This is a genomic window from Pantoea sp. B9002, assembly GCF_013385945.1.
Classification (GTDB): Bacteria; Pseudomonadota; Gammaproteobacteria; order Enterobacterales; family Enterobacteriaceae; genus Pantoea.
On sequence record NZ_JACAPA010000011.1, the window covers coordinates 334,113 to 344,948 of the forward strand.

A 10,836-nucleotide genomic window follows, 5' to 3' on the forward strand; every position below is an offset into this window, starting at 1 on the left:
TACCATAGCGGAAAACAACGCACTGCGTAAGCCTGTCGGCAGCGCAGTGCGCGTTTTTCATCCGGTGGCTCAGTGCGACGTGAAGCGATAACGCGTCACGGACTGCCAGCTGTCGCCGGGTTGCAGCCAGCAATCGGGCTGCGGCCACTCTGCATGGTTGGGCGAATCCGGTAAAAATTCGCTCTCCAGAGCGATGCCCTGGAAAGCAGTATAGCTGTCCTGCTCACGGGCGCGTGTTCCTGCCAGATAGTTGCCGCTGTAGAACTGTAGCGCCGGGGCGGCAGTAAACACGCTCAGCTCCAGCTTGCCATCAGCTGACCACAAATGGGCGGCGGGTTGGCTGCTGTCGCCAGCGGTGTTGAGCAAAAAGGCGTGGTCATAGCCTTTCACCGCTTTCTGATCGTCATCGGCGAGGAACTCATCGGCGACGCGCTTCGGCTGGCGGAAATCAAAACTGTTTCCCGCCACCTCTTTCAGCGGTGCGTTAGGAATGCCTTCGCTGTCCACCGGCAGGTAACGATCGGCGTGCAGTTGTAAGCGATGCTGGCGCGCATCACCATGATGCGCATCAAGATTAAAGTAAGCATGGTTGGTCAGATTGACCGGGCAAGGCTTATCGGTTTGCGCTTCGTAGCGAATCGACAGGCAATTATCGTCATCAAGTTGATAGATGACATCGGCGATCAAATTGCCGGGATAACCCTGATCGCCATCCGGCGAATCGAGACGATAGTGCACCTCGCTTTCGCTCTGCTTAAGGATCTGCCAGCGACGTTTATCGAAGCCTTCCGGCCCGCCGTGCAGCTGATGTGCGCCCTGATTCGCCGCCAGTTGCAGGTTGAGCGGCTTGAGTTCGGACGAGGCGATGCGGTTAGCGTAGCGGCCAATCGTTGCGCCAAGATAGGCATCCTGATGCAGATAATCCGATGGCGTGGCGCAGCCGAGCAGCGCTTCACGTACGCTGTGATCGCGCATCGGCACGCGCGCTGACAGCCAGGTCGCGCCCCAATCCATAAAGGTGGCGACCATGCCGTTGCGATTGCGCAGTACGGTGATGCGCCACGGTTGCCCGTCTGGCGCGTGTGAATTCACATCACTTACCATTGGCCTGCTCCTGCGGACGCTTTGCACACATAGAAAGTCTCTTTGATGCCGGTTTGCGCTTCATATTTCTCGGCGACCACCGCTTTCACCGCATCGACCAGATCGGTCGGCATCAGCGCCACGATGCAGCCACCGAAACCGCCGCCGGTCATACGCACGCCGCCGCGCGGGCCGATTTCGGCTTTCACAATCTCAACCAGCTGATCGATTTGCGGCACGGTGATTTCGAAATCGTCACGCATTGAGGCGTGCGATTCGGCCATCAGTTCGCCCATACGTTTCAGATCGCCCGCGCTTAACGCATCGGCTGCTTCCAGCGTGCGCGCATTCTCGCTAATCACGTGACGTACGCGTTTTGCCACTAACGCATCCAGTTGACCGGCCGAGGCTTCGAACTCTTCCAGCGTGACATCGCGCAGCGCCGGCTTATTAAAGAAGCGCGCGCCGGTTTCACACTGTTCACGACGCGTATTGTATTCGCTGCCCACCAGGCTGCGACGGAAGTTGGAGTTGATGATCACCACCGCGACATCTTCCGGCATTGATACCGCGCGCGTGCCGAGCGTACGGCAATCCAGCAACATGGCGTGATCCGGCTGACCGAGAGCGGAAATCAGCTGATCCATGATGCCGCAGTTGCAGCCGACGAACTGGTTTTCCGCTTCCTGACCGTTCACCGCAATCGCTGCACCGTCGAGGTTCAAAGCATACAGCTGCTGGAATACGGTACCGACCGCCACTTCCAGTGACGCCGAAGAACTCAGGCCCGCGCCTTGTGGCACGTTACCGCTGATCACCATATCCACGCCGCCAAAGCTGGCATCGCGTTTCTGCAGATGTTTCACCACGCCGCGCACGTAGTTGGCCCACATTGGCTCTTTCAGCGGCTCAATGGGCGCATCCAGCGAGAAGCTATCCTGCTGATTGTTGTAATCGACGGCAATCACGCGCACCTGACGATCGTCGCGTTTGGCACAGGCGATCACGGTTTGATAATCGATGGCGCACGGCAGCACGAAGCCATCGTTGTAGTCGGTGTGTTCGCCAATCAGATTGACACGGCCCGGCGCCTGAATGCTGTGTGTCGCCTGATAGCCGAAAGTGTCAGCGAAAACCTGTTGAGTAAGGGATTTTAATGACATTTATTGCGCCTCGCGGAAATGGACATCGCTGACAGAACGCAGACGTTCAGCTGCCTGTTCCGCCGTTAAATCACGTTGGGTTTCGGCCAGCATTTCATAGCCAACCATAAATTTGCGTACCGTGGCTGAACGCAGCAGCGGCGGATAGAAGTGCGCATGCAGCTGCCAGTGATCGTTGGCTTCGCCGTTGAACGGCGCGCCGTGCCAGCCCATCGAATAGGGGAATGAACACTGGAACAGGTTGTCGTAGCGGCTGGTAAGCTGCTTGAGTGCCAGCGCCAGATCGGTGCGCTGCGGCTCGGTGAGATCGGTGATGCGTTTCACATGGGCTTTCGGCAGCAGCAAGGTTTCAAACGGCCACGCCGCCCACCATGGCACCACGGCCAGCCAGTGTTCGGTTTCCACCACCGTGCGGCTGCCATCCTTCAACTCGCGCGCAGCGTAATCGACCAGCAGCGGCGTGCCTTTCTCGGCAAAATAGTGACGCTGGTTGTCATCTTCTTTCTGCGCTTCGTTCGGCAGGAAGCTGTTGGCCCAAATCTGGCCGTGCGGATGCGGGTTGGAGCAGCCCATCGCCGCACCTTTGTTTTCAAACACCTGAACCCACGGATAGTGCTGACCAAGATCGGCGGTTTGTTCCTGCCAGGTCCGCACGATATCTTCCAGCCCGCTCAGCGGCAGTTCCGGCAGCGTTTTGCTGTGATCCGGCGAGAAGCAGATCACCCGGCTGGTACCGCGTGCACTTTCGCAGCGCATCAACAGATCGTCGCTTTGCGGTGCGTCTGGCGTATTGGTCATCAGCGCGGCAAAGTCATTGGTGAACACGTAAGTACTTTTATAGTTAGGGTTTTTGTCACCAGTAATGCGGGTGTTTCCGGCACAGAGGAAGCAGTCAGGATCGTGCGCTGGCAGTTGTTCTAGCGCCGGGGTTTCCTGCGCACCTTGCCACGGACGCTTAGCGCGATGGGGTGAGACCAGCACCCATTGATCGATCAATGGGTTATAACGGCGATGCGGATGATCGACCGGGTTAAATTTTTCCATGATGAGTCCTGGTAAACGGCAAACAGATAAAAATGATTTTGATCAAAGTAGCACAAAGACCAGCGTGAAAGCGTGATCCAGTCTGGATAAATGGTATCGTTTACACAAGGTGACGATTCTCATTTTGTGGGGTTATCAGTGCTATTTGCTTACTTACCAGGCGATGAAATGGTAACGCTTACATTCGTAGGGTCGCCATTAATGGCGACCGCTAATTACCGCAGCGACTCTTGCAGGAAACCGTAACCCTGTTCCTGCGCGACAAAACTCAGGCGGTGGGTGATGCACTGCGGGGCATCTTCGGCGTGGTGGGAAACAAACAGCAGTTGCGTGCGGCCTTCGCCAATCAGCACATCGACAAAGCGGCGCACCAACTGGCGGTTAATCGGATCGAGCCCTTGCAGCGGTTCATCGAGGATCAGCAGCGTCGGATGCTTCACCAGCGCGCGCGCAATCAGCACCAGTCGCTGCTGGCCCCACGACAAACCGTGGAACGGCGCATCGGCCAGCTGATTATCCATACCGAGCAGCGCCAGCCACTGACGCGCCAGCGCTTTTTGCCGATCGGACACCGCCTGATACAAACCAATCGAATCAAAGAAGCCGGAGAGCACCACGGTGCGCACATTGCAGCTGACGCGATAATCGAGGTGCAGGCTGCTACTGACATAACCGATGTGCTGCTTGATGTCCCAGATGGTTTCACCGCTGCCGCGTCGGATGCCGAACAGCGTCAAATCATTGCTGTAACCCTGCGGATGATCGCCGGTCACTAAACTGAGCAGGGTGGATTTACCCGCGCCGTTCGGCCCCACAATCTGCCAGTGTTCACCAGGATTAACCTGCCAGTTCAGGCCATCAATCACCGCTTTGTCGTTGTACGATACCACGCCGTTGCGCAGTATCACGCGCGGCGCATCTTCGGCCAGCTGCGGCAGTTGATCCGGCTGATCCGCTTCCGGCAGCGCCATGCCGTCCAGCTTCTCGCTATGTGCCAGCTGCGCCACCAGCGCTTCGGCCAGAATCGCGCGCCGTTCGCCCACGTGGGTTAACGTGCATTCGGCTAACACGCCGACTTTCTCGACAAAATCGGGTATATCATCAAAGCGATTGAGCACCAGCACCACGCTAAAACCGCTTTGATGCAGATCGTTGAGGGTTTGCGCCAGGCTGGCGCGCGACGCCACATCCAGCCCATCGAAAGGTTCATCGAGGATCAGCAGATCCGGCTGCGCCATCAGCGCCTGGCACAACAGCGTCTTACGCGTCTCGCCGGTGGAGAGATATTTGAACCGACGATCGAGCAGATAAGTGATGCCAAACTGCTGCGCCAGCGCCTGACAGCGCGCCGCATCTTGCACTTCATCCTGGATGATCTGCGCGGCGGTGCGGCCGGTATCGTCTTCGCCTTCACTCAGCAGATCGGTGTTATTGCGTTCCCACTCATCGCTGACCAGTTTTTGCAGCTGCTCCAGCGACAGGCGCGTGCGGCGCTGAAAATTCTGCTGCACGCTGCCTTTGCCGGGCAGCAACTCGCCGGAAAGGGCGCGCGCCAGCGATGACTTGCCGCTGCCGTTGGCGCCGACGAACGCCCAGCTTTCGCCGCTGTTGAGAGTTAAATCGTTGAGGGACAGTGCTCGGGTGTCGCTAAGGTGAAACGTGCCTTGCGAAATTTGCAATGAAGCCATGATCTATTCCGTTTTATGCATCGTGTTGCTCAGTTTTAGCCAGCGATGCAGGCGAAGTCAAATCATGGCGTGGATTTCAGAGCAGTGTGGCGATGATGGCGTGTTCGGCATTAAAACTGGCGGTAACGCTGGCACCAACCTGCAGATTCTGCTGTTTCACCGCGTCATTGGTGACGGTCGCGCACAGCGTTTCGCCGCTCGGCAACGCCATCAATACTTCGCTAACCTGATCGCCGGGTTCAATCGCGCTGATCTGCGCAGCCAGTTGATTGTCGCTGCTGTCGGCGGCGTGACTGACGTGAATCCACGGTGCTTTAATCAGCACCAGCACCTCTTTGCCGCTGTCGAGCTGCAATCGCTCGGCACTGCGGGCGGTGATCGCCACCTGCAAGCGCGTTACGCCATCGGCGAGCAGCACTTCGATATGCTGTTGCACCTGCTGATGATCGCTGGCAAGCACCGTACCAAACAGCTGATTGCGCGCGCTGGTTTGCAGCGAGAAACGCGCAATCGCCGCCAGCAAACTGTCGAGCGGTAAACTGTCGTTTTGCAGCACGTCGAAGGCCTTTTGTTGGATCTGCTCCATCAACTGGAACAGCTGAATCAGCCGCTCGCCATAACGCGTCAGCTGCGCGCCGCCGCCGCCTTTACCGCCGGTGGCGCGATCCACCAGCGTTTGGTCGGCCAGCTGATTCATCTCATTAATCGCATCCCAGGCACTTTTATAGCTGATGCCCGCCAGTTTCGCGCCCTGGCTGATGGAGCCGGTTTGCTGCACGCGTTTCAGTAATTCGATGCGGCGCGGATCAGCAAACAGCTTTTGCTGAAGACGAATATGGAGAGAAAGTTCTGCCTGCATGTCAGCTCCTTAGGTTAATCAGCCCAGTTTACTGCTTAAAAGTAAAAGCACGAAAAGGGCAGTGCGTTTTTTTCGCTAACCGTTACAATCACTTTTTTATTTTCTGCGTGAGGTTTCCATGCTGGAACTGTTAAAAAGCCTGGCTGTGGCTATCATCATGGTGCCGATTGTGATGGCTATTATGCTCGGTCTGATTTACGGCCTGGGTGAAGTTTTCAACGTCATCTCAAAATTTGGCCGCCGCGACGATCGTCCTGCCAACAGCTCACAACACTAATTTCTCAACGCCCGCTTCCTGCGGGCGTTTTGTTTCTGAACTTCCGTAGAATCCTGCCGATATAAAGCTCATGACGCATTTGTGCGTACGTTGTATTATCAAATATATAACGTAACAAGGAGCAACAAATGCGAACAATCAATTACCGTTGGGCTGCTGCAACCGTTTTAAGCGTTTCATTGGCCGGTCAGGCCGTGGCCGCAGAGAAAATCACCGTGTTTGCGGCGGCATCGCTGACCAATGCGCTGCAGGAGATTGCGACGCAGTATCAGAAGAAAAGTGGCGTAGAAGTGGTATCGTCTTTTGCCTCCTCTTCGGTGCTGGCGCGCCAGATTGATCAGGGCGCACCGGCCGATCTGTTCATCTCTGCCGATCAGCAATGGATGGACGATGTGGTGGCCAAAAACAGCGTAGTGAACAGCACGCGCTATACGCTGCTCGGCAATGACTTAGTGCTGATTGCACCGAAAAGCGACGCGGCTAAAGCGGTCACCATTGACAGCAAAACCGACTGGAAAAGCCTGCTGAAAGGTGAGCGTCTGGCGGTGGGCGATCCGGATCACGTACCTGCCGGAATTTATGCCAAAGAAGCATTACAAAAACTCGGTGCGTGGGACGCTTTATCCCCGCAGCTGGCACCAGCGAACAACGTGCGTGCCGCGCTGGCATTGGTTGAGCGTAACGAAACGCCGTATGGCATCGTGTATGGGTCGGACGCGGTGGCCAGCCAAAAAGTGCAGGTCGTAGGACGATTCCCGGAAGATAGCCACAAGCCAGTGGAATATCCGATGGCGATTGTCAAAGAACATCAGAACGCAACGGTGGAAGCCTTCTACAACTATTTGCAGGGGCCGGATGCCGCTGCTGTGTTTAAACAGTATGGATTCACGCCGAAGAAATGATATTGAGCGATCCCGAATGGCAGGCCGTTTTTCTCAGCCTGAAAGTGTCCTGTGTAGCTGTGATATGCAGCTTGCCGTTTGGCATCCTGATGGCCTGGATTCTGGCGCGCTGCCGCTTTCCGGGCAAAACCCTGTTGGACAGCATCGTCCACCTGCCGCTGGTGCTGCCGCCGGTGGTGGTCGGCTATCTGCTGCTGATCGCCTTAGGCCGGCGCGGTTTTATCGGCGAATGGCTGTATGACTGGTTCGGCTTCACCTTTGCCTTTAGCTGGCGCGGTGCGGTGATCGCTTCGGCGGTGATGGCGTTTCCGCTGATGGTGCGCGCGATTCGTCTGGCGCTGGAAGCGGTGGATACCAAACTGGAGCTGGCCGCACGCACGCTCGGTGCCGGGCGCTGGCGCGTATTTTTCACCATCACGCTTCCGCTCACCTTGCCGGGCATTATTGTTGGCACGGTGCTGGCCTTCGCTCGTTCGCTGGGCGAATTTGGTGCCACCATCACGTTTGTCTCCAACATTCCCGGCGAGACGCGCACCATTCCGTCGGCGATGTTTACCCTGATTGAAACGCCGGGTGCGGAAGGCACCGCAGCGCGACTCTGTGCGGTGGCGATAGCGTTAGCGCTGATGTCGCTGGTGGCGTCTGAGCTGCTGGCGCGCTGGGGCCGTAAACGGCTGGGAGCGGCATAATGCTCAATCTGCAACTTTCTCAGCAGTTGGGCGATCACCTGCTCGACGTTAACGTCAATATTCCCGCCAGCGGCATTACCGCCATTTTTGGTGTGTCGGGCGCAGGCAAAACCTCGTTAATTAACGCGATTGGCGGATTAACCCAGCCACAGAGCGGGCGCATTGAGTTAAACGATCGCCTGCTGTTCGATTCGGCCACGCGAGTGAATTTGCCGCCGGAAAAGCGCCGCATCGGCTATGTGTTTCAGGACGCACGGCTGTTCCCGCACTATCGCGTGCGCGGCAATCTGCAATACGGCATGGCGGCCTCAATGAAGCCGCAGTTCAACACGCTGGTGGCGCTGCTGGGTTTGGAATCGCTGCTGACGCGTTATCCTGCGTCGCTTTCAGGCGGTGAAAAACAGCGCGTGGCGATTGGCCGCGCGTTGCTGTCGGCGCCCGATATTCTGCTGATGGATGAACCGCTGGCGTCGCTCGATCTGCCGCGCAAACGTGAGCTGATGCCCTATTTGCAAAAGCTGGCGAAGCAGGTCGATATTCCACTTCTTTATGTGTCGCACAGCCTCGATGAAATCCTGCAGCTGGCGGATAACGTGCTGGTGCTGGATGCCGGTCACGTGAAAGCCTTTGGTCCGCTGGAGAAAGTGTGGAGCAGTTCGGCGATGCGTCCGTGGCTGCCGATCGCTGAGCGCACCAGCGTGCTGCGCGTGCAGGTGCTGGAGCAGCATCCTGATTACCCGATGACCGCGCTGTCGCTTGGCGATCAGCATATTTGGGTGAGCCGGGTAAATCAGCCGCTGAAAACCCCGCTGCGTATTCGCATCGCTTCGGCCGATGTGTCGCTGGCCTTGCAGCCGTCGCACAACACCTCGATCCGCAATATTCTGCCGGCGCAGGTGGTTGAGCTGCTGGAGATTGACGATCAGGTGGAAGTGAAGCTGCGCATTGGGATAAGCGAACTGTGGGCGCGCATTTCACCGTGGGCGCGCGATGAGCTGGGCATTCGACCGGATCAGTGGTTGTATGCGCAGATTAAGAGCGTGTCGATAGCGGCATAAATTGATTCATTGCGCGGTTTGAGAAAAATCCGCGCAATGAATTGCGCCGCTACATCCTACGGTTACAGAACCTCTTGATAAATCACTTCTGCGATGCCCGGCTCCAGATTGGTGCCAATCACCTTTTTGGCGCGCGCTTTGATGGCGTCATCGGCATTGCCCATCGCCACGCCTAATCCCACCTGTTCCAGCATGCTGAGATCGTTGTAGTTGTCGCCAAACGCCAGCACGTCTTGCATGCTGAAGCCCTGACTCTCAACCCACTGCGCCAGACGCTTGCCTTTGCTGTTGCCGCCTTTGGCGATATCCACCTGATCGTGCCACGACCATTCACACGCCAGACCGAGTTCGGCTTCGGTGCGTTCGGCAAATTGCTGCAGCGCGCGCGTGTCGGGATGCGACAGGGCGAATTTCCAGATCGAATCAGCCTCAATCGCCGCCTGCGCCAGGCTTGGCACCTGCAGGAACAGCGGGCGCTGCGCTTCCGGCAGCGATTGTGCCCAGTTAAGCGTACGCGTTACATGGCCGGTTGGCGTTTGGTACAGCATCGCATCATCGACATACAGCAGACCGTGGATGTTCTCTTCATCCAGCATCTCAATCACACGCGCGGCTTTGCTTTTATCCAGCGGATCGGCGGCCAGCACCTGTTTCGCGGGATAATCATACAAATAGGTGCCATTACAGCAGATTGCGGGTGTATCCAGCTTAAGTGCCTGATAAAAAGGGTGGATAGCGCAGTGGTGGCGACCGGTGACGATCAACACTTTCACGCCCGCCTGTTGCGCGCGGGCCAGCGCTTCGATGGATTCAGGCAAGATGGTTTTGTTCGGGGTCAGCAGGGTGCCGTCGAGGTCAAGGGCGATTACGCGGTAGCTCATTACACTTTCCGTCCGGGAGTTGGCAAAGCATTGAGTCTACACCCGGCAGCGGCCCTGAGACAAAAAACAGGGCACAAATGAATCCAGCGCGACAAAATGAAACGCGCTACAGTTATCCCTTTCATCAGGCAGCGAATAAGGAAAACGCATGAAACAAGTCGTGTATACCGCCAGTCCCGAGAGCCAGCAGATTCATGCCTGGCAGTTGCAGGAAGATGGCGCACTGACGTTATTGCAGGTAACGGATGTTGCCGGCCAGGTGCAGCCGATGGTGGTGAGCCCGAAGAAAGATTTCCTCTATGTAGGTGTTCGTCCGAATTTTCGCGTGCTGGCATTCCGCATTGCGGCCGATGGCACGCTGAGCCTTGCCGGTGAAGCGCCGCTGCCGGGCAGCCCAACGCACATCTCCACCGACCGTCAGGGCAACTATCTGTTCTGCGGCTCGTACAACGATGCCTGCGTCAGCATCAGCCCGATTGGCAGCGATGGTTTGCCGCAAGCGCCTAGTCAGGTGATCAGCGGGTTAGACGGCTGTCACTCAGCCAATATCGATCTGAACAACCAAACGCTGTTTGTACCGGCACTGAAGCAGGATCGCATCTGCCTGTACCAGCTGAACGCAGACGGAACCCTGGCTCCGCGCGAACAAGCGCAGGTCACCACCGTTGAAGGTGCCGGTCCGCGTCACATGGCCTTCCATCCGAACGGCGCGTATGGCTACGTGGTGAACGAGCTGGATAGCAGCGTCGATGTCTGGGCGCTGAATAATGTGCACGGCCAGGTTGAGCGCGTGCAGAGCCTCGACATGATGCCGAAAGATTTCAGCGACACGCGCTGGGCGGCGGACATCCACATCACGCCGGATGGCCGTTTCCTCTATGCTTGCGACCGCACCAGCAGCACCATTACGGTGTTCAGCATCAGTGAAGATGGTTCGGTGCTGGCGATTGAAGGCTTCCAGCCGACAGAAACCCAGCCGCGCGGCTTCAACATTGATCACAGCGGTCAATATCTGGTGGCGGCGGGACAGAAATCGCACCACATCGAAGTGTATAAGATTCAGGAACGCGGCCTGCTCAACCCGCTGGCGCGTTACGCGGTAGGACAAGGCCCAATGTGGGTGGTGATTCACCCGTTGGCATAACGCGTTGGATTCAACCAGGTGCGCATAAAGGTATGACCGGGCTGATGG

Annotated in this window: 11 protein-coding genes; 5 read left to right on the top strand and 6 right to left on the bottom strand. The window is 57.2% G+C overall.

Annotated elements, in window-relative coordinates; genetic code table 11:
• Positions 1–69 precede the first annotated feature (69 nt).
• From galM to modE, 5 genes are all read right to left on the bottom strand, one after another.
• On the bottom strand, positions 70–1,104 hold the full coding sequence (gene galM / locus HX773_RS10255; protein WP_176971414.1) for a galactose-1-epimerase: 1,035 nt from the start codon (positions 1,102–1,104) through the stop codon (positions 70–72).
• A complete protein-coding gene (gene galK, locus HX773_RS10260; RefSeq protein WP_176971415.1) occupies positions 1,098–2,246 on the bottom strand; it encodes a galactokinase in 1,149 nt (382 codons plus the stop codon). The genes galM and galK overlap by 7 nt, the downstream gene beginning before the upstream one ends.
• On the bottom strand, positions 2,247–3,290 hold the full coding sequence (gene galT, locus HX773_RS10265; protein ID WP_176971416.1) for a galactose-1-phosphate uridylyltransferase: 1,044 nt from the start codon (positions 3,288–3,290) through the stop codon (positions 2,247–2,249).
• Between the two features lie 215 nt (positions 3,291–3,505).
• On the bottom strand, positions 3,506–4,978 hold the full coding sequence (gene modF, locus HX773_RS10270) for a molybdate ABC transporter ATP-binding protein ModF (RefSeq protein WP_176971417.1): 1,473 nt from the start codon (positions 4,976–4,978) through the stop codon (positions 3,506–3,508).
• A 76-nt stretch (positions 4,979–5,054) separates the two neighbouring features.
• Complete coding sequence (modE, locus tag HX773_RS10275) at positions 5,055–5,837, bottom strand: molybdenum-dependent transcriptional regulator (RefSeq protein ID WP_154153307.1); 783 nt, start codon at positions 5,835–5,837, stop codon at positions 5,055–5,057.
• A gap of 118 nt (positions 5,838–5,955) precedes the next feature.
• Here modE and HX773_RS10280 point away from each other — a divergent pair, with 118 nt between their 5' ends.
• From HX773_RS10280 to modC, 4 genes are all read left to right on the top strand, one after another.
• Complete coding sequence (locus HX773_RS10280) at positions 5,956–6,114, top strand: AcrZ family multidrug efflux pump-associated protein (RefSeq protein ID WP_007890616.1); 159 nt, start codon at positions 5,956–5,958, stop codon at positions 6,112–6,114.
• Positions 6,115–6,242: 128 nt separating this feature from the next.
• Complete coding sequence (gene modA, locus HX773_RS10285) at positions 6,243–7,016, top strand: molybdate ABC transporter substrate-binding protein (protein WP_176971418.1); 774 nt, start codon at positions 6,243–6,245, stop codon at positions 7,014–7,016.
• On the top strand, positions 7,013–7,705 hold the full coding sequence (gene modB / locus HX773_RS10290) for a molybdate ABC transporter permease subunit (RefSeq protein WP_176971419.1): 693 nt from the start codon (positions 7,013–7,015) through the stop codon (positions 7,703–7,705). Before modA ends, modB begins: the two co-directional genes overlap by 4 nt.
• The gene (gene modC / locus HX773_RS10295) at positions 7,705–8,763 is read left to right on the top strand and encodes a molybdenum ABC transporter ATP-binding protein ModC (protein WP_176971420.1); all 1,059 of its coding nucleotides are present in this window, start codon (positions 7,705–7,707) and stop codon (positions 8,761–8,763) included. The genes modB and modC overlap by 1 nt, the downstream gene beginning before the upstream one ends.
• 62 nt (positions 8,764–8,825) lie before the next feature.
• Here the strand turns inward: modC and HX773_RS10300 are convergent, their stop codons facing one another.
• The gene (locus tag HX773_RS10300) at positions 8,826–9,644 is read right to left on the bottom strand and encodes a pyridoxal phosphatase (RefSeq protein WP_176971421.1); all 819 of its coding nucleotides are present in this window, start codon (positions 9,642–9,644) and stop codon (positions 8,826–8,828) included.
• 148 nt (positions 9,645–9,792) lie between these two features.
• Here HX773_RS10300 and pgl point away from each other — a divergent pair, with 148 nt between their 5' ends.
• A complete protein-coding gene (pgl, locus tag HX773_RS10305; protein WP_176971422.1) occupies positions 9,793–10,788 on the top strand; it encodes a 6-phosphogluconolactonase in 996 nt (331 codons plus the stop codon).
• The last annotated feature ends 48 nt before the right edge of the window (positions 10,789–10,836 follow it).